Below are 25529 nucleotides of genomic sequence, written 5' to 3'. Positions count from 1 at the left end.
CCCTCCAAAGGCTCAGTAGTAAATGAAGTTGTCCGGCTTCGCAGCCAGGGCACCATCCGCGATCGCATCCATGACCGCTTCATGCGCGAGAACCGACGACATCGCATAGTCGAACTTCTGATGCTCCTCGGGCTTCCCGAGGATGTACTGCCGCTCCTTCGTGAGCGGATTCAACGCACGAGACCGCACAATCGCATTACGAACATGCGTGGTCGTCGCCGGGTCACCGTCATGCCTGAACGGGGAATCCGGGTTGTACACGTCACCGCGGAACCGCTCGAGCGCGGCGTGCATCTGCGTCACACGGTTAGTGCGCCACCCAATGAACACCTTCTCGCCGTAAGACGCCGCCCACTGGTCAATCTCCGACTCCCAGAACATGACGTCGCAGTACGCCCGCACAATCTCGAACCGGTTAGCGAGCTCATCAACCGCCGCGTTCACCTCAGACTTCGGGATACGCCCGTTGAAGTCCCCCGGCTCCCACAACGTCAGCCGCCCAGAATCCCCATACGTCGGGGTGAACTGGTACTGATCCAACGTCTCCAACCGGATACCGGTGAAGTCGTTATTGTCCGACCCGTCGAATCCCAGACACACCCGCGTCCGCGGCTTCACCTCCACGGGAGCCTTCTTCGCATCCCACTTCGGCATGTCAAACCACGAACCCGAACCCGACACGACACGGTTACCGAAGAACCGCTCCGCGTCAGCCGGGTCCGTCTCAATCAGCTCCGCAGCCTCAGCCTCAATCGCATTGATCGACACCCACGGCGCCGCACGATAGTTGAACTCGAAGATCCGGCGACGATCGGCCTTCTTGCGGAAGTCCAGGTCAGCCGGCGGCTGCTGGAAGTCCTTATTGATGTCCTTCGCCTTCGACTCAAACGTCTGCTGCGCCGTCGAATTCTCAGCCGGGTTCCACGAGTTTGTCGTCTCAATCGAACGACCACCCATACCCGCCAGACCACGCCGCTGAGTCTTCGCGAGCTTCCACCCGCCGTTCGACTCCAACCACAACCCGGTCTCATCCTGAGCCGTGAAAGTGATGCGCTGACCCAGCCTCGAGGTCGCCTTCGACGTCACAGCGTCGATCCGGCCGCCACCGGGCAGGCGGATGAACTCCTCACCCGTCTTCGGAATCAGATCAGCCAGCGGACCCTTGTCAATCATCGGCCGCAACGCGTCATACGTGTTCGCCGTCTGATCCTCAGTCGTCGCCGTGATCTGAATCAGCGGTGTAGCCCACGGGCGCCCCATAGGCTCACCCGGCTCGTACACGTACTCCTCGAACACGCCCCGCGACGTACCCCACCCGCACCCGCAACCGAAGTTCCGGCAGTCGTAAACCTCGCCACCCTCAGCGCGACGGTCGAACACCGTAGGGCCAACACCCTCAGCGCACACGAACCCCGCCACCAGCGGAGACTTACCCCACTTCTGAGCGCGGACCAGCTGCGACCGCCGATACACGAACGCGTCAACCGGCTTCACAATCTTGCGCCGATCAACGTCGGCACGAATCCGGTAATGGTTCACCACGAAAGCGAACTGCTCGTCGCCCAACATGAACGGGCGCCCCACATCATCACCATCCGGGATGACACAGTGAGCCTCAATCCACGCCGCAACGACACCCAAAGTGTCAGTCGCCTCCATTGACGGCCTTCAACCGGTTCTTCATCGACGACGACCGCTGCGGCGCATCCTCACGCCGCTCAGCGAGCTCATCCGACGCGATCTTCCACCGCAACTGCCCCATGCCAACGGTCGACAACCCCAGCTCGGCCTCCTGCCGCAGCACCGGAGTCATCCAACCCACCGCGGCATCATGCGCAGTCGCCTTCAAGAAGTTGCGGACATACGTCGCAACCTGCATCTCAAGACCCAACTGAGACCACATGAACGCCTGCGGCTTCTCCCACAGCGACGCCCACAACTCAACCTCAGCCTCAAGCGCATCCACCAGCGGAAACGCCGGCACCACACCAGTGAACCCCTCCGCAGGAAGAGTCACCCACTCCTTGTCATCCTTCCGATCCCGCCGCAAAGCGTTCGGATCAGCAGGCGGGCCACTACGGGCACGAGCACCACCAGAAGTCATGCAGAATCACGTCCTAAGCATCACGCTCGGCCGCATCACGCGACCACGGAACAATCGAACACCCCTACGAAAAGGGGCGCTCAGGCGAGGTTTGAACCTGCCACGGGCTTTTTCGCCCTCCCCGGCGGGCCTTTGGAGATGCCGCCTTGAGGCCCCTCCCCCACCCTTCTTTGCGCGCCTTAGTACATCTGTTCGGCGTTCCAGCCTCCGGGTTGACGGTGTGCTGTCTGACGCGAGTCGCATCGCTTGCACAGTCCGCGCCCTGCGGCTGGGTCGTTGGGGTTGAGGCTGCGAGCGATGAGCTCGTCGCGTCCGAGCGGGTAGTGATCCGCTATGACTGATGGGGCGAGGTCGCATAGGACGCAGATGGGGTCGCGCGCCAGCACCTGTGCACGGAAGTTCTTGTGAGGTCGGGTGTTGGTGTACCGCTCCCGCGTGGTGTCCCTCTGCCTCATGGCTGCTTTCCTGTGCTGTGGGCACTTGCTGCCTTCGTTGGCTGGGTAGAGTTCTCCGCAGCCGTGGACGGAGCACACACGCATGTGCACCTCACGGGGTCGAAAGGGATCAGAGAGAGGGGGGTTAGTCTTCGTCGTCGAAGGAGTCGTCCCACGAGTCGTCGATGATCTTCTTGCCCGTGGCGAGCAGTCCCGCATCGACGTGATATGGCTGGGTGTCGTGGGTGACGATCCGATAGTTGGACACGTCATGTGCCGCGATCGTCTGGCTGTGTGTGACTACGATCCAGCTGTCCACGAGTGCGCCTTCGTAGTGGGTGGCGATGTGCGCTTGGATGGCTTCGTCGATGGCGCGGAGAGTGTCAGACGTCATCGAGTGGGCCTTTCGTACTGCCACCAGAAACCGCCACCCTCACCGCGTCCTTTGTGGGGGCCGGCGTGACCATCGGGCAGGTAACAGTCAAGGGAGTCGTAATCGAGTACGAGGGTTGCGGTACAAGCTAAACCCGCATGGGTTTCAGCCTGTGGGCTTGCCTGCGACTCGGTCAGATCCTCAGCCCTGGAACCCATGCCGCCTCAGTCCCGCCACAGTGAGCCGGCGCGCTCCGCCGCGATCCGAGCGATCGTCTCTTCGTCGAGACCTTCCGGGGCGTGCACGGTGATCGTGAACGTCTGGGCCTTGTTGCAGTTGCAGCAGCACATCAGAGTCCTTCTTTCAGCCAGGCTTTGAGTTCGTCTTCCCACGACGGCAACGCCGTAGCGTGGAACACCGGCAACAACAACAGCAACGGGAGGAACCCGGGTGCTGCGATAGCGAGCCAGCAGATGACGAACGCGGCGAGGATGCAGGTGAGGAACGCCCCGACGATGAGGCGCCACATCACACGTACCCGACGTAGTCGGTGAAGTCGTCGACCGTGGCACCTGCGGCTTCGAGCGCGTTACGGTGTTGTTTACCGTGCGACCCGCAGTATGTGAGTTCGGCGCCGTTTATGAGGGTGACGTAGACGTAGGCGCGGACGTTGGGTCCGCATTGGTCGCAGGCAACGAATCCGTCATCCATGACGCACCGCCATTCGGTGATTGACGCTAAACCCACCAGTTTGGTAGGGTTAGCGCATGTCCAAGATGTACGCCGACAAGGTCGCCTTCATCGTCACGACACCCGAACGTCGCGCCACGTGGGGCACCACACCCGAACAAGTCGACCGGGCCATCCGTGCCGCACGCCGACAAGTGCAACGGTACGGCGACGACGCCAAGATGGGTCTCCTGTCGTGGTGCGGGGATGACACTGAACGTGCCCTACTCGAGCGAGCGTTGAGTCCGAATGTGCGCGTGTCCACTGTCGTGAAGGAGTGGGACACCCGAACCCGGTAGTTCGATGTGCCCACAGGTGAGGCATTCGCGTTCCCCGAACATCAGGACCGCGTATGACCCGTGGTCGCAGTTGTCCATGACGCACCGCCATTCGCGGTAGATGTGAAGTGGGTTCCTTTATCTGGGTATACGGGAGGTGTATACCCAGATAAAGTAAGTCCGATCCGCCGCCCTCGTCCCCGCGTTCCAAAGGGTCAGGCTCGAGGCCCGTAGTGTTCTGTGCCGGGGGTTTGGCGGATGGAAGATCAGAGGTGGAGGTCGGGAAGGCCCGCCCGCCGACGCCACAGCCGCCACTCCATGACGGTCTTGGCGTGCTTCTGGTGATTGCAGAATCCGCAAGCCAGGGTCAGGTTGCCTATCCCATGCGCCCCACCGCGGATTAGTGGAACGCGGTGGTCCCAATGCTCGCCCTGCTGCTCGTGGCAGTACTGGCAAACATTCCGCGAGCGTCTGCGCTCTCGCTCAAGGGCTGCGTTGGACACTCGGTAGCTGCCGGCTCCGTACATGGCCGCTCGACGACGGCTCTGCTGCTCCCGGTGCTCTTCGGGGTTGGCCTTGCGGCGCTCGGCGTTACGGCGCAGTTGCGACTCTCGGTTACGTACCGAGTATTCGCGGTACTTATCGAGGTTGTTGAGATAGTGAGCCCGCTTCTGCGCGGCCCGGCGTTCCTTGTTCTTCAGGTAGTACTCGCGGTCGTAGGCCGCTTTCCGGGCGCGCGCCTCGGCGGATCGCTCCTCGTCCAAACTGCACTCCTAGACGCCACGGACGATAGACATCCGTTCCGGCTCGATCGAGATACGCGAGTAACCTCCACAAGTAAGGCACTTACGCATCGAGTAGGACAGCACTGAAGCGACGTAGCGCTTCGCGGTGAGCTCGGTTTCCCCACCACACCGGTTGCACACAGTGAGCTTGTCCTCACCGTCAACGAACAGCGCGGGGTGGTTCTTGATGTGGGGTCGCAGCCAGTCGTACAACCCCTGTGTGGCGATCACGTCCCCGGCGCAGTATTCGGTGAGTCGTTCCCGGTCCTCAACCGACCCTGCGACGGCCCGGTCCATTGCGGCACGGTCGTAAACGTCCGTTTTCGCGGGGATGCCGAGGATTTCGCAGAGCGCGTTGAGGGACTTGAACGCCACGCCGGACTTGAACCGGCGCGCAACCTTCAACGTGTCCACGGTTTTGAACGGGGGCAGCGGGGGAAGGTTTGGGACGTGCCGGTGTCCGATGCGGGGGAAGTACAGGTCTCCTTCAAGCCACGGGATGTCCGCGTTGTCGAGGTTGTGGCCCACGATGATGTCCGCGGATGCCATGAGCGCGTGAACGTTCTTCAGGAACCGCGCCCGTCCGCCCTTGTCCCATTCAGCGAACCGGATGACGTCGGGCGAGTCGTACCACTTCGCACACACGATCGTCGTGCGCGGCTCCCGGGTGACGGACTCGTGGTGGATGTACCGTTTCTGCAAGTCGCGGCGTTCCCACCACGCCTGCTCCGTCAACCCCGACACCCGCTCAACGTCGAGAATCAGGATACGGTTACGCACGCGCGGGCTGATCGCCAACCGTTGCTCAAGGTTCACGGGAGACCCACCTTTTTCCGCCACTGTCTGAACGCGGTGTCGGACAGTTCGGGGGCACCCTCAGCGACCAGCTCTCCGAGGAGGGCGACGTGTCCCCATTCGGGGTTGATCGCGGCGGCGCGGATCGCGGCTTGCTGGGATTCGGGGCGGGTGTCAACCCACACGTCCATGACGGATTTCCCAGTGGGGCGGGTTTTGGGTGGTGTTGCGAGTCGTTCTTCGAGTCCCACGGTTACCCCCGTGTGCTGGGCTCCCCCGACGCAGGGGAAGCGACGGAAAGAGAAGGGTGCCCGACCACGCCACATGGCGGCTCCGGGTCGATAGCAGGCCAGCGCGGGTGTGCGCCCCTGATCGCGGCTTACAAGCCTGCGTTTGTGTATGCCGGCCCGCTCCTGGGCGGGCCATCCTCGAACCGACCGTGCGAGATCGTCGCTGCGCCGGGAGGCTTCAAAGAAAATCCCCACCAGGCCCGGAGGACGGTGGGGAGGAAAGGGGGCCGATTTTTTGCGCGCGAAATCGACCTAGCCGAATGGTAGCACGAACGAACGGTCTACGCAATACCTAAGTGTTGTCCACGTGATTCGTCAGGCCGTAGTGCTCGCGGGCCATGCGGTATAGGCGCTGAGTGTCGCAGTTGACGCCGTCGTGCGCTTCGAGCCAGTCGACGACTTCCCGGCGTGTCTTCTCGATTGCCTCGATGATCATTTCGCGGATGTCGTCCCGAAATGCGGGGCTAAGGTCGGCGAGGGAGTACGCCGCGGGGGCCATGACATCTGCGGCCAAAGCGTTCGCCTGAGCCGTGACCGCGCGCTCAGCGCTCATACCGTCCACCCCTTACCGCCGTCGTCGATGTGGACTGCGAACCAGCCCGGCGCGATGATGTGGAGGTTGCCATCACCGGTCCTGATGCGATGGTTTCCGCTGGCGCTCACGATGAGTTCTCGTACATCAGTGAGCGTGACGGAATGAGTTCCGAAGTCGTAGATACGCGTCTTCTCGGTAAGTTCGGTGGGGTTGGGCATTTCTGTCTCCTTGGTCGGGTTGGGCAGAGGGCGAACTAGTGGTCCGGTTCTCACTGGGGCGCCGCGGTGATCCAATCGGCTCATCATTTATTCCGTTCGGTTTGGTTGGTGGTTTCGAGTTCGTAGGCGAGTTCTCTTGCTCCCCACCTCTTGTCGCACGCGCGACAAGCAGCGGTGGACTCGTCAATCAGGGACAGGTCCGGGTTCCGTGGGATCTCGAGGACTAGCGGCTTCGGTAGCCGTTCACCGTCGCGCCAGTACTCGTCGGCGCCGCACGCCGGGCATGCGTCGGGAAGCTCGCGTTGCCGGGGTGGTTCCAGTTCCCTACGGATAGACGCAGCCCACCCGTGCAGCAACTTCACCCGCGCGTTGATCTCCCCCGGTTCCCGTTGCGTCTGCGACCACGCCACATACCACGCCCTAAGCGTCCGCGACGGGTCACCCTTATACACAACCCCCCGGGCTCCGTGCGCCCAGTCCGCCACCTGGCTACTGATCCGCATAAACAACATCAACGCACCCGAGTTCAAGGGGATGCGTTGATTCGGAAGCGACTTCGACCCCTCACGGCTGAGGGAGAACCGGATCTCCTCCTGCAACCGGTCCAACAGGGGGGTGTCGTACACGATGCACGTGAACCGGGAATCCGCGACAGTGTGATGCAACACCACCGGTTTCGTCAGCTCATCCACTGCGTCCAGCAATTCGTTACTCACTAGAAGGCACCTCCGTGATGATGCGGAACTCGCGGATCTGGTCGATAGGGATGCGGCTCGTCCACGAAAACGGGGTAGCGACTGTCACGGATTGCGCGTTGACGCGGACAACCTTGTGCCATGTGGTCGCGCTGCGCACGTGGGTGGCACCCTTCAGGTCATCCGCAGTGAGGCGGATGCGGGCGGCTTCCTGAATGCGGCGCTCAAGCGAACTGATCCGCCCCGTCCAGTACCGGATGCGTTCTTCAGCTTCCGCGTGCGCCTGGAACGCCCTGCCCTGTGCTCCCTGAACTCGCCGCCTAGCCGCTTGGTTTCCTGATCCCCCGAAGCTAAGTAGGCCCCCTCCGAGATCACGCGCCACCTCAGATAGTTGCTCGGCACGTTTCTGGGCCTGCTGTGCTTTTGCGAGCCCGTTGTGAGCCTCGCGTAGCTTGCTCCTCAAGTCCTGGACCGTGTCAGACATGCAAAGCTCCCTTCGGTCGTTCCTTCGGGTCGTCCGCGTCGTCCCACGCGAAGACTCCGGGCCAACCCTTTTTCGTCGCGAGAGTGCGCGTGATGCGACCCTCGCGGTCATCCCGCGGAGTGGGCGGGGTGCCGTCGTAGAGGTCCCGGATGGTCCGCCACGTGGATTGCCGCACCCACTTTGTTCGGCCCTCGCGGATCTTCCCGACCGGTCGGTAGTGGAGTCCGGTGATGCGCGCGATCTCGTAGGTGGACCACCCGAGGGTGGCGAGGGCGCGGAGCCGGCGCACCGTCCCAACGGCTGGGACATACACGTCCCGGCCGGTCATCACGCGCGTGCGGCGGTCATAGCCGCGCCGTTTAGAGGCTTTCGCGTGTCGGCATGACGCGCACCTGCAACCATGCGTGTTGTAGCAGGTGTGTGTCTGCCCGTGCTTGTGGGTTGGTGGGCATGTCATCGTGCGTTGTTCGGGCAGTCCTCGCGCCCTCCGGTGTATGGGTTGCGGCATTTCCCGCACACGTGGGGGCGGGGTTCCGGTGCCGGGTTGAGGACGTAGTCAAGCCATGCGCGTTCCAACTTGGACGGCTTCGTGTAGTCATACTTCTTCGACGACATCGCGCCCCCCCAACTGTTCGATTGCGTGCCGAAACCCGGTCTTGTAAGCCGCCCACGCAGTAGGCCCCTCATCGATCTCTTCCCCAGCGGCAAGCATCGCGTCCCACCGCTCACGAGCCATCACATCCGTGTCCATCACTGCCCTCCTAGAACGGGGTGTCGTCGCCGTACGCGCCGGGGGTCGACCATGAGTCGTCCTGCGCGGTGTTCTGTGCGACCTGAGCCGCTGCGTACCCGCCGCCAGCCGCACGGGTCACCTGAGCGGTTGCGTAGCGCAGCGACGGGCCGATCTCGTCAACCTCAAGCTCGATAGCCGTCTTCGACTGGCCCTCACGATCCTGGTAGGTCCGCTGCTTCAGCCGCCCCGTCGCGATCACGCGGGAACCCTTCGTCAGCGACCCGGCGACGTGCTCTGCGAACTCTCGCCACACCGACGCGCGGAGGAACAGTGCGTCCCCGTCCACGTACTCGTTGCGGGTCTTGTCGAAGTTGCGGGGGGTGGATGCGATGGTGAAGTTCGCGACGGGTAGGCCGTTCTGCGTGTACCGCAGTTCGGGGTCCGCGGTCAGATTCCCAACTACCGTGATGATCGTTTCGCCTGCCATTAGTTCTCGTCTCCTGTGTTGTCTTCGTCGTGGTCGATGGGGCAGGGGCAGTGGGGGTGTGGTTGCCCGCCGAGGAGGATGGTGAAGTCCTCGAGGCGGAGGGTGACGTACTGGTCGCCCATTGACCCGCGCCCATAACCCCGACGTTTGTGAACGACTGCGGCGATTGCTGCGTCAGCGTTCCCGCGTTCCACTTCCGCTTCGTCTACCCACCCGGAAAGGTTCAGGCGGGCGACGTTCTTGACTTCGATGACGACGGGGCCGGCGTGGCAGTGGAGTCCCGCAATGTCTCCTTCGTCGCGGATGCCTTTACGTGCGCGGCGTTCGATGGTGCGGGTGCCGAACGCTTCCCGCCAGTACTCGACTAGCCATGTTTCGAAGCTGGTTCCGGCCTGGCGTGCGGTACGTCTACTACGAGTCATCGCTGCGCTCCCCGTCGCTGACGACGCGACCCCGCTGGCGGGGTTTGCCAACGCTGATGCTCGAGCCCCACTGCGAGTAGCGGCGGATGACCGCCCACAGTTCCTCGTCGAATGCGGAGTAGTCCTCGGCCCGGATCTCCGCGATGGAGATTTCGATGCGCAAGTGGTTTTCAGGCGGGTCGTATAACTCAGTTCGCAGATCGCTCATTGCTCACTCCCATCGGCTTCGTGTTCCTGTAGGTGTTCGAGTAGTTCCCATAGCCCGGGAGGGCACCCATGCTGTCCGTGTACAGTCCCCGAACCCGTGAACACGAGGGGGCATGACGGACACGGAAAAGGACCATTCACGCAACATCCCGGTAGACGTCCCGGGTGACGAGGTAGATCGGCAGTTCGTGCCGCTTCCTGATGCGTTCCACCGTCTTCGTTGAACACCCGATGTGTTCTGCGATCCTCGCCGCGGACCAGCGCCGCTTGTTCAGCTCGGTCACGACCTCGACGCGCTGCTCATAGGTGAGTACGGGCTGTTCCCCCGCGATAGCCGAGTCCACGACGGAAGCCCACAGTTCCTCCTCCGTGGGGAGTTCGGGTTCCGCGCCGGGGTCGTCGATCGTGTCGTCATCCCACGCCAACGGTGACGCCCACCCGTGCTTCTTCGCGAGGAGCCGTGCCCGGTGGTACGACTGCCGTTCCCCAGGTGTGGTCTGGGGTGGTTGGGTGTTCCACAGTTCGTCGTAGATGCGGTTGATGGTGTTCCGGGTGGTGGTGGTGACGACGGTTGAGTGGGTGACGTTCCGCGCCCATGTGGTGGCGCGTCCGGCTTTGGCGGAGATCGCCCAGAATGACCAGCCGACTGCGACGAGTGCGCGGATGCGGCGGGTGGTTCCGGTCGCGTCGACCTTGCGGGGTTCGGGGGCACGGTGCCGCATGTTCGGGTTGGTGCCGAGGATCGCGTCAGCCGTTTCTCGTTCGATCCGTTTGGTGACGCCTCGCATGATGCGTCCGAGGGTGGGGACGGACACACCGGACACGGTTTCGATGTCGGTGTAGGTCCAGTCCTCACGCATGAGTTGCATGATTCGGGGGACGACAATGATCGCGTTGACGAATTGTTGGGTTTGGCCGGCGCGTGCTCTTGCTTCGCGTTCCCGTTCCTGCTTCGCGCGGTGTGCTTTGCAGTGGTCGCAGCGGCAGCGGTGTTTCTGGTAGCAGGTTCCTGTGGTCCCGTGTTTGTGGTTGGGGGGGCAGGTGTGGGGACTCGTCATTGTGGGTCTCCGTTAGGGGTATGAGAAACGGCCCCCACCATTAGGTGAGAGCCGTTTCGGGATTGCTTGAGGTTGCTAGGTCGCCTGCGCATCGAGGGCGTTCGCAAGGTCGCGGATGAGGCGCGCGTCGTCACGAACCTCCGCGTCATCTCCCCACACTTCCATGAGGACGTCGGCGCGCTCCCGAGCTCGCTCGATCAGGAACCGAAGATCAGCCACCGCAGCGCCCTCCATTTCGACGATGCGTTGAACCCCACGACCGCCGCACCGGTCTCGTCGTGGACGGTGATCCTGTATTTGATGCGCGCGCTCACTTGCCTGCCTCCAATTCTTCGGCACATAGCGGAATGCGTGCCCGCACCGCCTTAGCTTCATCGTGCTCCCCGATGTCATCGAGGAAGTCGGCCTCAATCTCAAGCGATTTACGCACCAAAGCCTCCTGAGCCGCCGCCACGCCCATACTGAAACCCGCCTCAAACAGCACAGGGGGTCGCTCGTCGCTGAGCTGGGCCACCTCGCGGTAGGTGCGCCACGCTTTCGCGGCCTCCCGTAGCCTTCTACCGAACAACCAGCGCTCGCCCATCATTCACTCCTATCTGTGGCGTCTGCCGCGCACCTGTCGCATGGCAGCGGGTATTCCGCGTGTACCGTGCACGTCTTCGGGCGCCGCACCTCCGGGAGCGTGGTCGCCTTCTTCTTCGCCTCAACCTGTGCGGACTCGAACGCGAGACGCGCCGTCCTGCACGGCCCACACGGACGCTCCGTCCCATTCGGATGAGCAGAGCAATAGGGGGTGGGGGCGTCAGCCCTCTCCCCCTTATTTCCCCTTCCCTCTCCCCCTCCCCCTTGCGCGGAGAGTCGGGGGGATTGCGGGTTCTCTCGTACTCTCCCGGGAGTTTCGTCGTGTTCCGCTTCTCGGCACGCTGGGCATCTGGACTGGAACCGCTTGTCTTGTTTCTGCCACCGGGCCATCCGCCGGATTAGCAGCCATCGCGATCCGTCCAACAAGACGAACCGCTCCATGCGCCCGGAGTCGACGAGCTGCTGCACAAAGTCAGCGCCGTCGATGTTGTCTGCGGGGAGAACCTGCAAGCGAAGCTGAAGCGGGTCGTCCTTGAGATGGCCCGCAGAGCAGGCGAAGTTCCATGTCCCGATGTAAAACAGCCGGACCGGGATCGGCAATTCGATCATCGCCGCGTCCGTCCAGAAGTCGGGTGAGAGCATGCGCCCTGATGCCATTACCAGCCAACCTCTTTGAGAAATGAGTGAAGCCCGAGCTCCGGGAGCCGGAAACACTCGGAATAGCCGATCCCGCCGGCCCCCAACACCGGCACCGACTCCTGCCAAGTCCGAAACGCTGGCGGGAACCGGGACGCAACCTCCGCGCGCCATTCACGCTCGACCGATTCGGAAGCTCGGACGACTCGGATCAACTTCGCACCGGAACGCTCATGCCGCCTTATCCGGGCGCCATCGAAGGAACGCCCGACCTTGAGGATGCCGAGGTCGGGCCAGTGAACCAGGTACACGAAAGTGCTTTTCCGCTCGTGATCGCTCGTCTTTTGCGGCATCTAGCCCACTCCTAGTCGTCGTTGGTGCGTTGTGCGGCATCACCCAGCAACGCTCGCTGCACGGTGAACACCGGCAACCCGGCTATCTCCGCTATCCGGTCAACCTCGAGCCCGAAACGGGTGTAAGCGACACGTACAGCGTTCTTAAAGATCGGGCCGTGTTCGGAGCGGAGTTGGGATTCGACGACGCTGAGCAACGCCATCTCCCCCGACCGCGAATATGACTCTGAAGACATAACGTCCTCCTAGAAACTGGGCTCGAAGCCGGCGGGTTCTACGCGCCCGTCCGGTGTAAGCCATGCCATGCCCCCGCGCCACAGCACGGGCGTCAACGCGGGGTCCGACCACGAGTTCACGGACCATCCGAGCTCGTGCCCTTCAGCTGAGTGCGCGGTCCCGTGACAGCCGGTGTGGTTTCCCCACCCGCACAGGTGGATGAGGTTCGACACCTCATGCCCACCACCACGGGACCGGTATTTGCGGTGGTGCAGTTCGGTCGCTTCCCGCTCACCGCACCCCTCACATAAGAAACCGCTTCGTTCTTCAACGAGGCGGCGGGTTTTCGTGGGGATCGGGGTGGCACGGCCCATCAGATGGGCCTCAGGTACCAGCAGTCGCAGGCGGGTTGGTGGCACCCGGAACACGTCGACCCGTTCTCCATCCGATACCGGGTCAACTCCGCCGCTGCAGCACACACGTTCCCCTCCTGTCTGCACGCAACAACCCGGTGGGTGACTTCCTCGGTGCAGGGGAGGGTGGCGCCGTGTCGGAACTCGCACGCTGGCCCGTCCCCGTTGAGGATGAGGAGGTCTAGGTCTTCACTCGTCGTCGTCGTCATCGTCGTCTCCGTGGGTTCCGCAGGTGGGGAGCATGGTCCCGTCAACGTCTGGTGCTGTGCCGCGCATGGGGTTGGTTCCGCACCACGCGCACGTGAACGTGGAAAACGCCATAGAACGAACCGCATCACTGATAGGGGTGGTCATGATGCGTCCCTCGCGGCTTCCATAGCGTCACGGAGGTCATCGAGCCCCAGCCAGTGCCGAACGTCAGCGCTCAGGGAGTCGTAGACACGATCCACGAATGCATCGGTGATCGGTCGCTGTCGGCGGAAACCAGCGGCGAGAACCGCGTCGACAAGCATTGAAACCGTGCGAGACGTGATGCCCGCGAGGAAATCCCCGTTCGACCACCGCGGCGACAGCAGCGCCTTCGCCAGCGCCTCGCGTTCGTCGTCGGTGGGCGGGGCGGTCAGGCGTGCTACCTCAGCGCGCGCCTCGTCACGCTCGCGCGCCATCTCGTTGAGGCCGTCGCCCGCGATCGCACGGATGCGCTCGTGCTCGGAGATCAGGGCACGGAGCGCGTCGCGCGTGGCCTTGGCCTCTCGACGCATGATCTTCAGCCACGAGGCGGTCGTGTCGTCTATCCACGGATGTTCGTCCAGCATCGCCAGTGCGGCGCGGGCGTCTTCGAGAGCGTTCATGAGCATTCCTGGGTGGCTTCGATGACCGCGAACGGGATACGCGCGATCGTGTACGCATGGTGATACGCCTCACCCCACGACGGGAATCGGCGGCGGTCGAACGGGGCGAACGACAACACCGTCCAGTCCGTGTCCCCCTCGTCCCGGAACACGATGGGCTTGTGGTCTTCTTCGAGTTCTGCGAGGGCGTCCCCGAGACGTTCAAGCGGATTCATCACGACTCCCCAGGGGTAGCGGCCTGCCAATGGTCGACGAGGGAAGCCCCGAGCTCGGCGCGCTTCGCGTCCAATGCCCGCTTCACCTCCGCAACCCCCGCGATACCGATCTGCTTCGCGTGGGCCTCGATGGTGTCCAGCTTCTCCGCGGTCGCTGCGTCCCCGATTGCCCGGACGGCGGCGGCGATCTTCTCCTGCGGGTCCGGTACACGCGTGGTCCGCTGGCGTGGTGCGGCGCCAGGACCAGCAGATGCGGCGTTCCCGTCGTCGTCCTCATCCGGCGCGATCCCCGTCACCGCTGACAACGTGTACCGCTTCGCATACGTCACAGCGGAACCCATCTGCTGCGGTGTTGCCTTCTCCGGGTCCGGGAGCGGCCACGAACCCGTCACCGCATCCCCCGACGTGTGCCGCAGTTCGTACTCGAGCACGAACCCGTCATCCGACACGCGGGGTGTGGTGATCCACGCAAGCCCGTTCTTCGCGAGCGCCGGGAGGACCACGGACACGATGTCAGCAAGGTCCGCGTATTTCGATTTGAAGGCCGGGTTGGTTGATCCCTTCCCGACCTTCGGCAGATCCGCGTGGAACGCGGCGAGAGCCTTTGCGAGCTCGCTCATTTCACTTCCCATCCACAGTGAGGGCAGTACCCCTCAGCGGTTACGACTACCGGCCCGTCTCGTTCGCAGTCGATGCGCACGGTCGGGTCATCACGAAACAAGGGCCAGAACACTGAGCCCTGACCCTTGCGGAGTTCTTCGATCGCTTCCGTCTCGGTGAGGTTGTCCCACTCGAGCTGTTGAGCGAGTACCCATTCGATGGCGTCCCACCATCCGCGGCGGTGCCCCTGTTTGTAGGAGACGCCCATGCGGGTTCGGTCGTATGCGCGGGTCTCTGCTGCGGCTTGTGCGAGCCCGTGATCGGCGCGGAGCTGGTTGGACGCGTCCGTAACCATGGCGTTCCAGTTCACGACGACACCGGGTAGATGCGGCGCCCGGCAGTGATCTCCGACGAACGAGTTCCGTAAGTCATCCCGTTCTCGGCGCGAATGGCGAAGAACCGGACGTGTGACACCATCTCGGTTCGGTACGCCTCTTCGACTCCATCGATCGTGAGAAGCCAGACCTCGTCAATCTGCGCTTCGTGCCACGGCTTCGGCTCAGGGTGAGCATCGAAGTACGCGCGGGCGGCATCCGCGTGTGCGTCGCGGTGTGGCGCGTTCCCGGTTCTAGTGGAACTCAGGCTCATCCCGGTCGACTCGCATAGCACTTCGACGACTTCCGTCTTGCCCGACTCATCGGGGTAGACGACGTAGTCCGGGTTCTCCGGCCACCTCCACCGTCCGAGGCGTTCGTCCTCCTCAGCCCGGAAGAACTCGCGCAACGCCGCGAGCTCCTCGCCGCCCAGCCAGGGCGCGTCAGTGAGCATGTCCTCGCGGCTCTCCGCGTCCAGAAGTCTGACGCAGTTTCCCGATTCGACGACGACCGCGATTCGTCCTGAGATGAACTCGTTCATGGTTTGTGTCCGCCTTCCTGGGCGATGGTGAGTTCCCGGAGTACCCGTTCCCTGTCCGCAACCCACCGCACCATCGCGTCGAAATGGGCTTGCGCAGTGTCACGGTTACGTTCAGCAACCCAAAGGTCGGATTCGGTGCGGGTGACGAGGCGTGCGGCTTCGTCCCGTGCACGGATCGCGTCAGCCAACATTTCGTCAGCCTCATCAACGTTCATGGGTCACCACCTCCAGGAGAGGAATCTTCTTGGCTTGACCATTGCGCCCTCCTTGCGGTCGACCTCTCCCATTCGCCATAGGAGGGCGTGCCAGGCGGCGAAAAGGAGGAGTCCTAGCAGCGCTGCGGCGGCTAGGACTCCACGAACGACACGGTAGGCACGTGTCATCAGCGGCACTTGATGAGGTACACCGGGGAACCCCACACAGGCATGTACCCCCCAGCAACCCGCGTCCACCGGTAGAACGTGCCCTGATCCGCAACCCCAGACGCACACTTCACCGTCGACACCTGAACCTTGCGGCCGTTGTGATACCACGGGGCGGTGAGTGTCTTCGGTGACACGGTGGTGGAGTACGCGGGCCAGGTTGTGATGACGATGGCGCGGGGGTTTGCGGTTGCTGCGTTCGCCGTGGTGGGGGCGAGGATGAGTCCGGCGGCGAGCAGGACGGCGGTGATGGTTCGTTTCATGGGTGTTTCTCCTTCGGGTTGACCCTCCCGTGCCCTGCCGCTGACTCGCACAGCGGTGTACCGTCCCAGGGCGGGATTCGTGGCCGTTCCTAACCGGTCGCAGTGACGCGTCTACGCCACTACCGGTCGTGTGCTGACTACCCGCCCCGCCGCAGCGGAATGACGAACGGGCAACGCATAGCTCCAACGAATCCGAAACTTCATGTATCAGCGCCCGTAGACGCTGCTCTGAACAGGCGACCCGTCAAGTCGTCCTGCTCAATCCCTTTCGACCCCCAGATCCCCGGCACCACTTACCCTCCGGTTCACCAGCGCCCCTAGGCGGGTTGCTTGTGTGGGTTGTATGTGTCGTCTCATCGGAGCCGAGCCGTGGGGGCCGGGGCGTAGAGAACGATTTGTGAGGTCTTGCGTGCATTGCTCCGCCGTGACGCGGGTGTCCACCTGTGTGGAGGCAATGCGGTAGCCAGGCCACCGTCGAAACGGCAGCAGAATCGAGGGCTATTCGAGCTCTGGGGGTGTTCCCCTCAAGTCGGGTTCCCCGTCCCCCACCGTGAACGCCGACAGTGTGTGAACGTCCGCGATGTACCAGTCCGGGTCGTCCCAACGGATCGTGTGCACCGTCCCCCTGGATTCGACGACCGCACCGACCGTGTTGGTTCCGAGGTAGGTGACGTGTTGGGGTGCGACCCGGTCGTGTGCGTGTTCCGGGGTGTTGTGAACCAGATACACACGGGCACCAGCCAGGAGGTCACGAACGTTCATGACACACGCCGGATTTCATAAGTTCGGCCGCGGTGCGCCTCTTCCAACAAGCATCGGGCCTGCTCCGCGTCGCGCTCGGTGTGGTGGAAGTGCCGCCAGACGCCACCGTCCGGGTAGTGCTCGAGGAGTACCCACTCATATCGGTTCATGACTGCTCCCTTGCTTCCCATCCGGCGTTGAAGATGCATTGCGCTAGTTCGGTTGCCAGTTCACCCATCGGCTCGAGGGTCGCGAGGTACTGACCGAAAGCGAACTCACGCTCAGACATCGGACACCAACTCCCACGGGCCGGCCTCGATGGCCTTGCGACGTCGGACCAGGACACACACGTCCGGGTCGTGATCGCCGTCGTGCTTCCCCGTGGCGCACTGCTCGAAGTGGAATCGGGCGGACGCCTCGTCCTCGATCTCGTGGTCCCAGAGGTCGCCTGCGGGAGTGTGGAGCGCGGTGGCGTACTCCCACTCGGTTTCCGCGATGAGCCGTTCGATGAGGTCTGCGGCGTGGGACTCTCCCCGCAACCGCAACCCGTGCAACATCACACCCAGGTCAGCCATCACAGGCCCCCATCCGGGTCAGAGTCGATCCGCGCCAAAGGACGAGCCTCCACACGCCGCCACGCCGACTCCTCCAACTCCGAATCGACCACCAGCAACACAACCCCGCCCACCATCACCCACGACCACCAACCCCACTCCATCGAGAACACGGTGGTGAAGAATCCGAAAGCGGTGGCGAGGGTGCCGACACCAGCAATGAACCCGCGCATGTCAACCACGCTCCGAGGGCAGTGAGTCGATGAACGCCTCAAGTTCGGTGTGCTGGATCAGGACGTCCTTGCCCCAATACTTCGCGGCCAGGGTGCCTTCACGGACGGCGGTCTTGATCTTGGAGACTGCGACGCCGGCCTGAGCGGCGGCACCTTCGTAGTCGTAAGCGATCGAGGTCATGACTCACCCCCGAACGGCTCCGGGATGATCCCGGTGACTTCGGAGAGCGTCACGGCCCGGTTGAACGGGAGAACGTTCGGCTGGTCAAGCTGCCGGCGGAGCGTGTTGTATGGGATGCCTGCCCGACGCGCCAGCCACGCAGGAGTACGATCCTCCTCATCGAGGAACGCATTCACCTTCTGAACGAAGGACTCTGCGGGAGTCGAGGTGGTTGTCATACCTCCACTGTAGGTGGAGATTTCTCCACCCGCAAGAGTGAAAACTATTTTTCTGGTGGATGTATCAGAGCCAGGAGACCAGACTCCTCATCTCCAGACGCACCGAATGGAGACACGTCATGGACGCCGAAGCCACTAACATCGAGCGGGTGCCTACGACTGATGAACGCGTAGCGGCAGCACTGAAGCGCCTACGCATCGAGATTGAAGCGCAGTACGGTTCCGTGTCCGCGATCGCCCCGCACCTCACCACAGTCAAGAAACACGCTCTCCTCGACAACCTCAACGGCACATCGATGCCGAAGTTCAACGTCGTCATGGAGATCCTCGAGTTGCTGAGCCTCCCCTACGACGAGCTCATGCGACGAGCTGACGCTGATCTTCAGGCACAACGTAAGGCGTAAGCGCTACAGCGTGGTCGAAGCCGATGCACGGCTTCCCGATCCGCACGAACGGGCACGCCCGCGCGAACGGGCACCCCTTGTCTCCGACCCCGCAGACTTTGACGTCGTCGTCCTCAAACATGTTTTCCCCCCGAGAAAGAGCTGGTCCCTCCGTCCGGGGCGAGTGCACTTACTGGGCTAGTGCTGTGCCGGCTGGAAGGTCTTGACGGGAGGCTACGCGAACCTGCCGACACTTGGGGGAACGATTTCCGAGGTCGGGCCGGTTTTGTCCCCCATGTGGCGGACAAACTTTGATAACGATTTGGTCTCGGGCCGTATGGATGGTGTGAGGATTCCACATCTGTATGCACAGGTGTGGTAGATAGCACAACCTGGCTAGCGACTTTCGGTTGAGGTGTATGAACACCTCCGGTAAGGTGGGCAGTTCAACAGACACGGAGGGTGATCTGTATGAACACGGCTGAGAACGGTGGCAGACTGTCCCGCATGCCGAACCAGCCCGCTACCACCATCCGCGGCATTCGCATCCCTGACGAGCTCTGGGAACAGTCGAAGGTGGTTGCTGCGGCGCAGGGGTTCTCTGGTGTTAGCGAGATGGTCCGTGACTGCCTCGAGCGTCATGTGGCGGAGTACCGGGACGCGCAGTCCTAGCGTTCGAGGCTGCGGGAGAACTGCACCATCGAGGCCCGCAACCGGTCAAGGTCGCCCTTGGACTTGTACGCCCGCGACATGGCCCGCGACGAGTGCCCGACGATTTCGAGGATGTCGGGTTCGGGGACACCAGCCGCGTACAGGAGGTCGACGGTGGTGTGTCTCAGGTCGTGGACGCGGATCTTCTTGTCGATGCCGGCGGCGTCGAGGATGAGCGGCCACGTCTTCGTGATGTAGTCCGGGTCGAACGGTTGCCCGTCTGGGCGGGTGAACAGCAACCCGTGGGGGTTGGAGGGTGATGTGTCCCGGTAGCGTTCGAGGATTGACTTGAGCGGGTCGACGAGTGGGACGACACGCCACCCTGCCCGGGTTTTGGGGCGGGTGAGGTAGAGCCCGTTGGTGAGGTGCCGGTACTCGAACCCTGCCGGGAGTGTGGCGCCCGCGGTGATCCTCTGGAGTTGCCAGGACAGGTCGAGGACGTCACCGACCCGGTCCCATTCGAGTCCGAGCACTTCCCCACGTCTGGCTCCGGTGAGGATGAAGGTGGCCCAGAGTGCTCCTTCGGGGGATTGGGAGAACACTTCGAGGAGGGCTACGGCTTCTTCGAGGGTGAGGGCTTGGAGGTTGGTGGCGGCTTTGCGGGGGGCTTGGACGAGGTCGGTGGGGTTGCGGCGGATGCGGCCTTCGCGTTCGGCGTCGCGGAACGCTGCGGCCATGATGCTGTGAGCGTTCCGCTGATACGTGGAGGACCGGCCGGCGGTGTCCATTGCGGTGGTGACTTTGCGGATCGTGGTGGGGGTGAGTTTGTCGAGGCGGACGTGGCCGATAGCAGGGAGGATCTGCTGCTTCACGATCGACTGGTACGACGCGAGCGTCTTAGGCCGTCTCGTCTTGGCGGCGATCTCCCTCACCCAGTAGTCGAACCACTGGGCCACGGTCATGTTGTCGGTGGGGAGGTCGCCGTGTTCCTCGAGTTGGAGGAGCATCTGCCGGGCGCGTTTGATGACGGTGCCCTTGTCCTTGTGGGACACGACTTTGCGGCGTCGTTTCAGTTTCCCGGTGGTGGGGTCGAGGGTGGGGGGGAGTTCGATGGCTTGCGCCCAGAGGCCATCACCCCTCCGATACGGCTTACTCACGGGATGATTCCGGCTGCGTGGAGGCATCCCAGGACGCAGCAACCCGCGAACAGTAGGAGGAAGAACCCCGACGCGATGTTCTCGCTCATTACTCACTCCCATCGGCGGCGGGAGGCTCAAGGCGTCCCTGCGACTGCATCGCTTCGATGAACGCCTCCACCTCATCCGCCGTCAGCGGCGGGTCGAAATGAATCGGTTCGAGTGGCTCGCTCATTTACTCACTCCTATCGGCTGCAAGGGATTCGATGAACGCCTCAGCTTTTGCAATGGCGATCTCCCGGCTGGTGGAGCTGAACACCTTCCGGTGGCGCGGGTGGGTCGATACCGTAACAGCCGCCGCCCAAAGATTCTCGCCGCGCTCGTAGACCGTGAATGGGCGGCCCGTCCGCGCGAGCCTTCCTCGTAGCGAGTTCTCCAGCGCCGTCACAGGTTCCAGGTGAGCGGGGTTCACACAGCCGCGGTTGCGGCAGAGGTGGTCGAGCTGCATGCCCTCCGGGATCGGCCCCACGAACACCATGTAGGAGAAACGGTGAGCCATGGGGGCTACCCGGTCGGGCCAACCGGGGATGCGCCGCCAGCACAGCCCGTAACCGTCCTGCTTTCGCGACAGGTTCCAGTTCCAGCACCCGCGAGCGTCGATGCTCACACGGTCCCGGATGTACTGCTGTTCGTCTGCGGTACTCTTGCTCACGTCGACTCCAATCCAGTCGGCCACCGCCCCGGGTTGCTCCAACAGCCGCGGGGCTTCTCTATGTCTAAGCCTACCATCTACGTAAGCCATCGTGTGAGCCATTTCGTAGCCGTCTATAGGGTTCTACGTGAGCCGAAACCCTTGATTTTCCGGGGTTCACCCTCTCATTCTACCCTATTCCGTTGGTTTCCGGTACCAAAGGTCGCAGGTTCGATTCCTGTCGGGGGCACGCACGGTGAGGGACCGGTCCACACGGACCGGTCCTTTCGTGTTCTTCGGCCGGCACACCGTTGGCCACCTGCGCGGGGTGTCAAGGGGTGTCCAAACCACCCCGACCGGAGGAGCATGAGCGGTGGAGCTGACCGACGTCCACCACAGGCGACCCCCACGGCGCTGCGTTCGCCGGCAGTCTCCGGGCGGAGGCAGTCGATGGGAAAGCTGATCTACGAAGGGGCTGTGAAGGTCGACTTCGATGACCGTACGCTCGCGCACCTTCAGCTGGTGATCGGCACCAAGCTGCGGCGAGGAGAGCCCTTCCACTTCACATGGCGCGACGACGCCAGCATCGGCGACGGGCGCACGACGATCTGGGTCCACCCCCGATGCGCGCTGGTGTACAAGTTCTACGGCAGCCGGAAACCGCAGCTCAACCCCGCGTGGATCGACGCGCTCGCCCACACCGCGAACTCGCCGTCCGGTCTCTACCTCGTCCCCGAGCCCGCCATGCCGATCGCCGTGGAGCCGCAGGAGCACGATGTGATCGCCTGATCGCGCACCCGCGCGGGCGACGGCCCCTCGCGCCGATTCGCGAACAGGGACGGCCGAGACGGCCAGGGACGACAGGAGCGGGATGAAGCGGATCGACATCTACTACGACGGCGAGCACTACAGCGTGGGCGGCCGCCGGTTGGACGATCTCCTGCGCGAGGTGGAGGCGGGCCTGGCGAAGGGCTTCTTCTGGCTCGAGGTCAACGACGGCGAGGGCACGATGCGGCCCGCCCATCTGCTCATCACCCCTGGCGTGCCGCTCGCCGTCATCCCGATTCCGGGCGACGATGCCGCTCCGCCGCCCGAGGTCGCGGGGTCGGGGCAGAACCCGCGCACCGGGGGCTGACGAACGGTGCTCCGCCCGCACGAGGCCGCCCGCGGGGCGCGTCGCCGGGGCCCCGGCTTCGCGCGAGCCCCGGCGCTCCGCGCTCGGCGCAGAAAACGATGATCCCCTCGGTGCCGAAGCGCCGGGGGGATCGTCAGTGCGATTTCTGGTTTCCGTGTCCGGTTCCCTTTCGGGTACCTCGTTCCTGTTGTCTGTTCGCACTCTCGAATGTCCTCCTGTCCGACCGCGCCGTCAAGGGGGCGGGCAGAACTCGCCTCGACGTCAACGTGAGGGTGAAGGACAGGGGGCGGGAGATGGGAGCGGATGCCGCAGCATCCGCTCCTTCGATCACTCGTGTCCGACGACCTTCAGTCCCACGACGCAGCCGACCAGGCCGAGGATGAGCAGCATCTTGACGACCGAGAACGCCTCGGCACCGGTGATCATCGCGTACGCGACGGTGAGCGCCGCGCCGATCCCGACCCAGACGGCGTAGGCGGTGCCGGTGGAGATGTCGCGCATCGCCCACGCGAGGCCGCCCATGCTGGCCACGAGCGCGACGCCGAAGACGACGGTGGGCCAGAGCTTGGTGAAGCCCTCGGTCTTGCCGAGCGCGGTGGCCCACACGGCTTCGAGGATGCCCGAGAGGATGAGGATGACCCACGACATGACTGCGACTCCTGGCCAGTCTTGTCGCTCACCGGGTACTGATCCGTCGTCCGGGGGTCCGGTCGGGACCCGTCTGCGACCTTACCCGTCCGGCCTGGGCAGGCCCTGAGCAGCCGCACCGCCCCGCACGCACGCTCAGACGAGGAAGAGCCCGTCCAGCATGCCCGGGTTGTGCGCGTGCACGAGCACCAGGAAGACGACCGCGTCGAACAGCAGGTGCACCGTGACGACGTAGGCCAGCGAGCGCGTCTTCATGAAGATGAAGCCCTGCAGGAGCGCGAACGGGATCGTGAGAAGCGGCCCCCACGCCTGGTAGCCCAGCTCCCACAGGAACGACACGAACACGACGGCCTGCAGCACGTTGGCCTGCCAGAACGGGAAGTGCCGGCGCAGCAGCGCGAAGCAGGTGCAGATGAAGAAGAGCTCGTCCCAGATGCCGACCGCGCCCACGCCGACGAAGAGGCGTGCGATCAGATCGGGGGTGTCCACCACGGGCCAGTTGAGGTACACCCCCGAGGTGATGAAGTAGAACGGCAGGATCAGCCAGCCCAGCAGCAGCACGGCCACCAGCCATGTCCACTGGAATGCCGTCCACCGGCCTCCGCCGCGCCAGGGGAACCGGATGGCGCGGTCACGGTACACCCATCGCGAGATCACGTAGGGCACCGCCACCGCGCCGCCGAGAGCAAGGGCGAACCGGAGGATGGCGAGGTTGTCGAGCTCGGCCTTCAACGGGATCACGCTGACGATCAGCATGCCCACCGCGATGAGCGAGAGGTCCCGCACCAGGGACGGGCGACGGATGCCGTCCTCCGGGGTCGCCGGTGCGCTCGCGCCGGCACCCTGGCGCACCTGCTGCGACGCCGGGACGCGCTCCATGGCCACCGCGACGGCCATCCCGGCGGCCAGCAGCACCCAGCCGACCCACGGGACCCGCAGCACGAAGAACGCGGGGGCGGCCAGGCACACGAGGAGGGCGGGGGCGAGGCGCCACGACCACGCCGGGACGACCGGCGCGGGTGCGGCGTCGGGATGTGCGGGCATGAGGGCGGCTCCGGATCAGTCGTCGAGCGGGCGGGCGGACCGTCGGACCCGACGGTAGGACAGATCGCGGATGTCGCGCCCGACGCGCGCGCCCTTGCGCTCGAACGCGGTGAGCACGCGGCCCTCGAACCGGGGCGCCCACTCCCCCTCGTAAGCCGGCTCGAAGTCGGGTGCCGCACCCATGACCTCGCGCATCTGCAGCGCGTAGTCCTCCCAGTCGGTCGCCAGGCGCAGCATGCCGCCGTCCTTCAGCGCGCGCGCTGCGAGCTCGGCGAACCCGTCGGCGACGAGGCGCCGCTTGGTGTGCTTCTTCTTGTGCCACGGGTCGGGGAAGAAGACCCAGAGCTCGTCGACGGATGCCGCGGGCAGCAGGTGCTCGAGCACCTCGGGAGCGTTGGCCTCCACCAGGCGCAGGTTGCGCGCGCCGACGCGCTCCGCGTCGAGCATCGTGCGCGCGAGCCCCGCCCTGAAGACCTCGATCGCCAGGAAGTCCTCGTCGGGACGCGACGACGCCGCGTGCACGATGGCGTGGCCCTGGCCGGAGCCGATCTCGACGACCAGCGGCGCCTCGCGGCCCCACACCGCAGCGGGGTCGATCTCTGAGCCGGGCAGGATGCTCGTGGCCGCCACGTCCCTCGGGACGGTCACGACGTAGCGGGGCGCGAGCTCGCTCCACGCCCGCTCCTGCGCCTCCGACATCCGGCCGCTGCGACGCACGAACGACACCGGCTTCTCGCGGAAGGTTCGGGCGTCGGAGGTCGGCGGCGCGGGGTCGGTCACGCCTCCAGGCTACCGAGAGGCGTCGGCCGGGCCGACCGTGACGAAGTCGATGAGCTCCTCCACGCGGCCGAGGAAGGCGGGCTCGAGGTCGCGGTAGGTCGTGACCGACGCGAGGATCCGCTGCCAGGCCTGCGCCAGGTCGGCCTGGTCGCGAGCGGGCCAGCCGAGGGCGCGGCACACGCCGACCTTGAACTCGATGCCCCGCGGCACGTCCGGCCAGCGCTCGATGCCGACCGCGCGGGGCGTGACGCACTGCCAGACGTCGATCCAGGGGTGGCCGACGATCAGCACGTGCGCGCCGTGACGGCCGCGTGCGACGGCGTCGGCGATGCGGGACTCCTTCGAGCCGGGCACGAGGTGGTCCACGAGCACGCCGTACCGGCGCTGCGCCGACGGCGGCTCCTCGTCCAGCGTGGCATCGAGCAGGTCGATGCCCTGCAGATACTCCACGACGACGCCCTCGGCGCGCAGGTCGTCGCCCCACACCCGCTCCACCAGCTCGGCGTCGTGCCGCCCCTCGACGAGGATGCGACTGGCCCGCGCGGTCCTCGCCCGCGCGTCCGGCGCGGCGAACGACCCCGAGGCGGTGCGGCGAGGACCCGTGGCCGCCGGCGCCGGCGCGGGCGGCCCCAGCACGATGTCCCTGCCGTCGATCAGGAATCCCGCCCCGAGCGGGAACACGCGCCTCCGACCGCGGCGGTCCTCCAGCTCGACCATGCCGCCCGACACGCCGACCACCGCGCCGCAGTAGCCGTCGGCGGCGACCTCGACCACGAGATCGCGGGATGCCGCGACCCGGGGAAGCTCGCGCACCCCGTGGCCCTTCCACCCCGTGGCCAGCACATCCGCGCCGTAGCGATCGTCCATCCTCGTCCTCCGGATCCGAAACGCTACCCGCTCGCCGCGGGCGCGTATCGCAGCGACCCGCCCGGCAGCCGATCTCCTCCCCGCTCCGCCGGCGGGTAGCCCGTCTGCGCCGGCGCGCCGCGTGCTCTCGGCGAACACACAACCTGCGCCCGCCGTGCGGGCTACCCTCGTATG

At 64.5% G+C, this 25529-nt stretch carries 45 protein-coding genes, 1 tRNA gene and 1 riboswitch; of the genes, 6 read left to right on the top strand and 40 right to left on the bottom strand.

Annotation, left to right across the window (positions count from 1 at the left end):
- Window positions 1-12: 12 nt before the first annotated feature.
- The 6 genes from ACWGUG_RS12495 to ACWGUG_RS12470 all read right to left on the bottom strand — a co-directional run bounded on the left by ACWGUG_RS12495 (window position 13) and on the right by ACWGUG_RS12470 (window position 3622).
- A complete protein-coding gene (locus tag ACWGUG_RS12495) occupies window positions 13-1659 on the bottom strand; it encodes a hypothetical protein (RefSeq protein WP_452324866.1) in 1647 nt (548 codons plus the stop codon).
- Complete coding sequence (locus ACWGUG_RS12490; RefSeq protein WP_452324865.1) at window positions 1646-2017, bottom strand: hypothetical protein; 372 nt, start codon at window positions 2015-2017, stop codon at window positions 1646-1648. The genes ACWGUG_RS12495 and ACWGUG_RS12490 overlap by 14 nt, the downstream gene beginning before the upstream one ends.
- A gap of 666 nt (window positions 2018-2683) precedes the next feature.
- On the bottom strand, window positions 2684-2932 hold the full coding sequence (locus ACWGUG_RS12485; RefSeq protein WP_452324864.1) for a hypothetical protein: 249 nt from the start codon (window positions 2930-2932) through the stop codon (window positions 2684-2686).
- Window positions 2933-3135: 203 nt separating this feature from the next.
- Window positions 3136-3261 (bottom strand): hypothetical protein, encoded by a 126-nt coding sequence (locus tag ACWGUG_RS12480; protein WP_452324863.1) that lies wholly within the window; start codon window positions 3259-3261, stop codon window positions 3136-3138.
- Complete coding sequence (locus ACWGUG_RS12475) at window positions 3261-3440, bottom strand: hypothetical protein (protein WP_452324862.1); 180 nt, start codon at window positions 3438-3440, stop codon at window positions 3261-3263. The genes ACWGUG_RS12480 and ACWGUG_RS12475 overlap by 1 nt, the downstream gene beginning before the upstream one ends.
- Entirely contained in the window at window positions 3440-3622 is a 183-nt protein-coding gene (locus ACWGUG_RS12470; protein WP_452324861.1) for a DUF7455 domain-containing protein, read from the bottom strand. Before ACWGUG_RS12470 ends, ACWGUG_RS12475 begins: the two co-directional genes overlap by 1 nt.
- Before the next feature lie 56 nt (window positions 3623-3678).
- Between ACWGUG_RS12470 and ACWGUG_RS12465 the strand changes: the two genes are divergently transcribed.
- The gene (locus ACWGUG_RS12465; RefSeq protein WP_452324860.1) at window positions 3679-3939 is read left to right on the top strand and encodes a hypothetical protein; all 261 of its coding nucleotides are present in this window, start codon (window positions 3679-3681) and stop codon (window positions 3937-3939) included.
- 245 nt (window positions 3940-4184) lie between these two features.
- On the opposite strand, the gene ACWGUG_RS12460 is transcribed toward ACWGUG_RS12465, so the two are convergent.
- The 27 genes from ACWGUG_RS12460 to ACWGUG_RS12330 all read right to left on the bottom strand — a co-directional run bounded on the left by ACWGUG_RS12460 (window position 4185) and on the right by ACWGUG_RS12330 (window position 18020).
- Window positions 4185-4682, bottom strand: a complete 498-nt coding sequence (locus ACWGUG_RS12460) for an HNH endonuclease (protein WP_452324859.1) — start codon at window positions 4680-4682, stop codon at window positions 4185-4187.
- 9 nt (window positions 4683-4691) lie between these two features.
- Window positions 4692-5519 (bottom strand): hypothetical protein, encoded by an 828-nt coding sequence (locus ACWGUG_RS12455; RefSeq protein ID WP_452324858.1) that lies wholly within the window; start codon window positions 5517-5519, stop codon window positions 4692-4694.
- Complete coding sequence (locus ACWGUG_RS12450) at window positions 5516-5689, bottom strand: hypothetical protein (RefSeq protein WP_452324857.1); 174 nt, start codon at window positions 5687-5689, stop codon at window positions 5516-5518. The genes ACWGUG_RS12455 and ACWGUG_RS12450 overlap by 4 nt, the downstream gene beginning before the upstream one ends.
- A gap of 391 nt (window positions 5690-6080) precedes the next feature.
- Complete coding sequence (locus tag ACWGUG_RS12445; protein ID WP_452324856.1) at window positions 6081-6341, bottom strand: hypothetical protein; 261 nt, start codon at window positions 6339-6341, stop codon at window positions 6081-6083.
- Window positions 6338-6541: a hypothetical protein gene (locus ACWGUG_RS12440; RefSeq protein ID WP_452324855.1), complete on the bottom strand. Its 204-nt coding sequence runs from the start codon at window positions 6539-6541 to the stop codon at window positions 6338-6340. Before ACWGUG_RS12440 ends, ACWGUG_RS12445 begins: the two co-directional genes overlap by 4 nt.
- Before the next feature lie 83 nt (window positions 6542-6624).
- Entirely contained in the window at window positions 6625-7257 is a 633-nt protein-coding gene (locus ACWGUG_RS12435; protein WP_452324854.1) for a DUF7341 domain-containing protein, read from the bottom strand.
- Complete coding sequence (locus tag ACWGUG_RS12430) at window positions 7250-7720, bottom strand: hypothetical protein (RefSeq protein ID WP_452324853.1); 471 nt, start codon at window positions 7718-7720, stop codon at window positions 7250-7252. The genes ACWGUG_RS12435 and ACWGUG_RS12430 overlap by 8 nt, the downstream gene beginning before the upstream one ends.
- Window positions 7721-8315: 595 nt before the next feature.
- Window positions 8316-8471 (bottom strand): hypothetical protein, encoded by a 156-nt coding sequence (locus ACWGUG_RS12425; protein WP_452324852.1) that lies wholly within the window; start codon window positions 8469-8471, stop codon window positions 8316-8318.
- A 10-nt stretch (window positions 8472-8481) separates the two neighbouring features.
- Window positions 8482-8940 carry a single-stranded DNA-binding protein gene (locus tag ACWGUG_RS12420; RefSeq protein WP_452324851.1) on the bottom strand — a complete coding sequence of 153 codons (459 nt, stop codon included), beginning with the start codon at window positions 8938-8940 and terminating at the stop codon, window positions 8482-8484.
- The gene (locus tag ACWGUG_RS12415) at window positions 8940-9362 is read right to left on the bottom strand and encodes a hypothetical protein (RefSeq protein ID WP_452324850.1); all 423 of its coding nucleotides are present in this window, start codon (window positions 9360-9362) and stop codon (window positions 8940-8942) included. Before ACWGUG_RS12415 ends, ACWGUG_RS12420 begins: the two co-directional genes overlap by 1 nt.
- A complete protein-coding gene (locus ACWGUG_RS12410; protein WP_452324849.1) occupies window positions 9352-9570 on the bottom strand; it encodes a hypothetical protein in 219 nt (72 codons plus the stop codon). The genes ACWGUG_RS12415 and ACWGUG_RS12410 overlap by 11 nt, the downstream gene beginning before the upstream one ends.
- Window positions 9571-9706: 136 nt before the next feature.
- Window positions 9707-10429, bottom strand: coding sequence for a hypothetical protein (locus ACWGUG_RS12405; protein WP_452324848.1), 723 nt, complete (start codon window positions 10427-10429; stop codon window positions 9707-9709).
- 273 nt (window positions 10430-10702) lie between these two features.
- The gene (locus ACWGUG_RS12400; protein WP_452324847.1) at window positions 10703-10846 is read right to left on the bottom strand and encodes a hypothetical protein; all 144 of its coding nucleotides are present in this window, start codon (window positions 10844-10846) and stop codon (window positions 10703-10705) included.
- 91 nt (window positions 10847-10937) lie between these two features.
- Complete coding sequence (locus ACWGUG_RS12395) at window positions 10938-11210, bottom strand: hypothetical protein (protein WP_452324846.1); 273 nt, start codon at window positions 11208-11210, stop codon at window positions 10938-10940.
- Window positions 11211-12443: 1233 nt separating this feature from the next.
- On the bottom strand, window positions 12444-12788 hold the full coding sequence (locus ACWGUG_RS12390; RefSeq protein WP_452324845.1) for an HNH endonuclease: 345 nt from the start codon (window positions 12786-12788) through the stop codon (window positions 12444-12446).
- Between the two features lie 389 nt (window positions 12789-13177).
- Complete coding sequence (locus tag ACWGUG_RS12385; RefSeq protein WP_452324844.1) at window positions 13178-13678, bottom strand: hypothetical protein; 501 nt, start codon at window positions 13676-13678, stop codon at window positions 13178-13180.
- Window positions 13675-13893, bottom strand: a complete 219-nt coding sequence (locus tag ACWGUG_RS12380) for a hypothetical protein (protein WP_452324843.1) — start codon at window positions 13891-13893, stop codon at window positions 13675-13677. The genes ACWGUG_RS12385 and ACWGUG_RS12380 overlap by 4 nt, the downstream gene beginning before the upstream one ends.
- Entirely contained in the window at window positions 13893-14513 is a 621-nt protein-coding gene (locus ACWGUG_RS12375) for an ERF family protein (RefSeq protein ID WP_452324842.1), read from the bottom strand. Before ACWGUG_RS12375 ends, ACWGUG_RS12380 begins: the two co-directional genes overlap by 1 nt.
- Window positions 14510-14863 (bottom strand): hypothetical protein, encoded by a 354-nt coding sequence (locus tag ACWGUG_RS12370; protein WP_452324841.1) that lies wholly within the window; start codon window positions 14861-14863, stop codon window positions 14510-14512. Before ACWGUG_RS12370 ends, ACWGUG_RS12375 begins: the two co-directional genes overlap by 4 nt.
- Window positions 14860-15408, bottom strand: a complete 549-nt coding sequence (locus ACWGUG_RS12365) for a hypothetical protein (protein ID WP_452324840.1) — start codon at window positions 15406-15408, stop codon at window positions 14860-14862. Before ACWGUG_RS12365 ends, ACWGUG_RS12370 begins: the two co-directional genes overlap by 4 nt.
- Window positions 15405-15623, bottom strand: a complete 219-nt coding sequence (locus tag ACWGUG_RS12360; RefSeq protein WP_452324839.1) for a hypothetical protein — start codon at window positions 15621-15623, stop codon at window positions 15405-15407. Before ACWGUG_RS12360 ends, ACWGUG_RS12365 begins: the two co-directional genes overlap by 4 nt.
- Before the next feature lie 167 nt (window positions 15624-15790).
- On the bottom strand, window positions 15791-16093 hold the full coding sequence (locus ACWGUG_RS12355; RefSeq protein WP_452324838.1) for a hypothetical protein: 303 nt from the start codon (window positions 16091-16093) through the stop codon (window positions 15791-15793).
- Window positions 16094-16591: 498 nt separating this feature from the next.
- Window positions 16592-16855, bottom strand: a complete 264-nt coding sequence (locus ACWGUG_RS12350) for a hypothetical protein (protein ID WP_452324837.1) — start codon at window positions 16853-16855, stop codon at window positions 16592-16594.
- 260 nt (window positions 16856-17115) lie between these two features.
- Entirely contained in the window at window positions 17116-17409 is a 294-nt protein-coding gene (locus ACWGUG_RS12345) for a hypothetical protein (protein ID WP_452324836.1), read from the bottom strand.
- Complete coding sequence (locus tag ACWGUG_RS12340; RefSeq protein ID WP_452324835.1) at window positions 17409-17630, bottom strand: hypothetical protein; 222 nt, start codon at window positions 17628-17630, stop codon at window positions 17409-17411. Before ACWGUG_RS12340 ends, ACWGUG_RS12345 begins: the two co-directional genes overlap by 1 nt.
- Entirely contained in the window at window positions 17623-17802 is a 180-nt protein-coding gene (locus ACWGUG_RS12335) for a hypothetical protein (protein WP_452324834.1), read from the bottom strand. Before ACWGUG_RS12335 ends, ACWGUG_RS12340 begins: the two co-directional genes overlap by 8 nt.
- Complete coding sequence (locus tag ACWGUG_RS12330) at window positions 17799-18020, bottom strand: hypothetical protein (RefSeq protein ID WP_452324833.1); 222 nt, start codon at window positions 18018-18020, stop codon at window positions 17799-17801. Before ACWGUG_RS12330 ends, ACWGUG_RS12335 begins: the two co-directional genes overlap by 4 nt.
- Window positions 18021-18139: 119 nt before the next feature.
- Here ACWGUG_RS12330 and ACWGUG_RS12325 point away from each other — a divergent pair, with 119 nt between their 5' ends.
- Together ACWGUG_RS12325 and ACWGUG_RS12320 are read left to right on the top strand one after the other, a co-directional pair.
- Window positions 18140-18424 (top strand): hypothetical protein, encoded by a 285-nt coding sequence (locus ACWGUG_RS12325; RefSeq protein WP_452324832.1) that lies wholly within the window; start codon window positions 18140-18142, stop codon window positions 18422-18424.
- Window positions 18425-18910: 486 nt separating this feature from the next.
- Entirely contained in the window at window positions 18911-19075 is a 165-nt protein-coding gene (locus tag ACWGUG_RS12320; RefSeq protein WP_452324831.1) for a hypothetical protein, read from the top strand.
- On the opposite strand, the gene ACWGUG_RS12315 is transcribed toward ACWGUG_RS12320, so the two are convergent.
- From ACWGUG_RS12315 to ACWGUG_RS12305, 3 genes are all read right to left on the bottom strand, one after another.
- Entirely contained in the window at window positions 19072-20211 is a 1140-nt protein-coding gene (locus ACWGUG_RS12315; RefSeq protein ID WP_452324830.1) for a tyrosine-type recombinase/integrase, read from the bottom strand. The two genes, ACWGUG_RS12320 and ACWGUG_RS12315, sit on opposite strands and share 4 nt — an antisense overlap.
- Window positions 20212-20299: 88 nt before the next feature.
- Complete coding sequence (locus ACWGUG_RS12310) at window positions 20300-20425, bottom strand: hypothetical protein (RefSeq protein ID WP_452324829.1); 126 nt, start codon at window positions 20423-20425, stop codon at window positions 20300-20302.
- The gene (locus ACWGUG_RS12305; protein WP_452324828.1) at window positions 20426-20902 is read right to left on the bottom strand and encodes an HNH endonuclease signature motif containing protein; all 477 of its coding nucleotides are present in this window, start codon (window positions 20900-20902) and stop codon (window positions 20426-20428) included. It lies immediately after the preceding gene.
- 108 nt (window positions 20903-21010) lie between these two features.
- Between ACWGUG_RS12305 and ACWGUG_RS12300 the strand changes: the two genes are divergently transcribed.
- From ACWGUG_RS12300 to ACWGUG_RS12290, 3 genes are all read left to right on the top strand, one after another.
- Window positions 21011-21131 (top strand) — tRNA-Ser (locus ACWGUG_RS12300).
- Between the two features lie 200 nt (window positions 21132-21331).
- On the top strand, window positions 21332-21670 hold the full coding sequence (locus ACWGUG_RS12295; protein ID WP_194397877.1) for a DUF7882 family protein: 339 nt from the start codon (window positions 21332-21334) through the stop codon (window positions 21668-21670).
- An 82-nt stretch (window positions 21671-21752) separates the two neighbouring features.
- Complete coding sequence (locus ACWGUG_RS12290) at window positions 21753-22016, top strand: hypothetical protein (protein WP_452324827.1); 264 nt, start codon at window positions 21753-21755, stop codon at window positions 22014-22016.
- Between the two features lie 327 nt (window positions 22017-22343).
- Here the strand turns inward: ACWGUG_RS12290 and ACWGUG_RS12285 are convergent, their stop codons facing one another.
- The 4 genes from ACWGUG_RS12285 to ACWGUG_RS12270 form a co-directional block, all read right to left on the bottom strand.
- A complete protein-coding gene (locus ACWGUG_RS12285) occupies window positions 22344-22664 on the bottom strand; it encodes a DMT family transporter (RefSeq protein WP_336398553.1) in 321 nt (106 codons plus the stop codon).
- Window positions 22665-22674: 10 nt separating this feature from the next.
- Window positions 22675-22738: riboswitch (guanidine-III (ykkC-III) riboswitch) on the bottom strand.
- Between the two features lie 61 nt (window positions 22739-22799).
- Window positions 22800-23708, bottom strand: a complete 909-nt coding sequence (locus tag ACWGUG_RS12280) for a CPBP family glutamic-type intramembrane protease (RefSeq protein WP_452324826.1) — start codon at window positions 23706-23708, stop codon at window positions 22800-22802.
- 15 nt (window positions 23709-23723) lie between these two features.
- A complete protein-coding gene (trmB, locus tag ACWGUG_RS12275) occupies window positions 23724-24488 on the bottom strand; it encodes a tRNA (guanosine(46)-N7)-methyltransferase TrmB (RefSeq protein WP_452324825.1) in 765 nt (254 codons plus the stop codon).
- Between the two features lie 9 nt (window positions 24489-24497).
- Window positions 24498-25355 (bottom strand): DUF3097 family protein, encoded by an 858-nt coding sequence (locus ACWGUG_RS12270; RefSeq protein ID WP_336398551.1) that lies wholly within the window; start codon window positions 25353-25355, stop codon window positions 24498-24500.
- Between the last annotated feature and the right edge of the window lie 174 nt (window positions 25356-25529).

This window comes from Microbacterium sp. NPDC055455 (assembly GCF_053619935.1).
Note: the sequence above shows the minus strand (reverse complement) of the source record. Positions and strands in the feature narration are given on the sequence as shown.